The organism is Bacillus pretiosus (assembly GCF_051294775.1).
GTDB classification, from domain to species: domain Bacteria; phylum Bacillota; class Bacilli; order Bacillales; family Bacillaceae_G; genus Bacillus_A; species Bacillus_A wiedmannii.
Window position 1 is genome coordinate 1 of the sequence record NZ_JBPPHF010000222.1, and the last position, 301, is coordinate 301.

At 39.9% G+C, this 301-nt stretch carries 1 protein-coding gene; it reads left to right on the forward strand.

The genetic code is table 11. From position 1 onward, the window contains the following. Nucleotides 1-301, forward strand: a 301-nt coding sequence (locus ACSG5Z_RS30615) for an ABC-2 transporter permease (RefSeq protein WP_503827190.1), incomplete at both ends; no start/stop codon positions are given.

A 301-nucleotide genomic window follows, 5' to 3' on the forward strand; every position in this document is an offset into this window, starting at 1 on the left:
GTACGTACGTAGTCGATAAGTTCTGGTTTGTGTTATTTAGTTTATTTATTGGTCGAGTCTTCGTTTGTATTGTATACTCACTTGTTTCTATTTTCGGAAACGTTGGGAAATCGATGGCGATTATTTTACTTGTACTGCAAGTAGCAGGATCGGGCGGAACATTCCCAATTCAAATGACACCAGCGTTCTTCCAAGCAATTTATCCGTTCTTACCGGTCACATATGCAATTAGTGCAATTCGTGAAACAGTAGGTGGAATGCTTTGGGATATCGTAACGCGAGATTTACTTGTGTTAAGTGC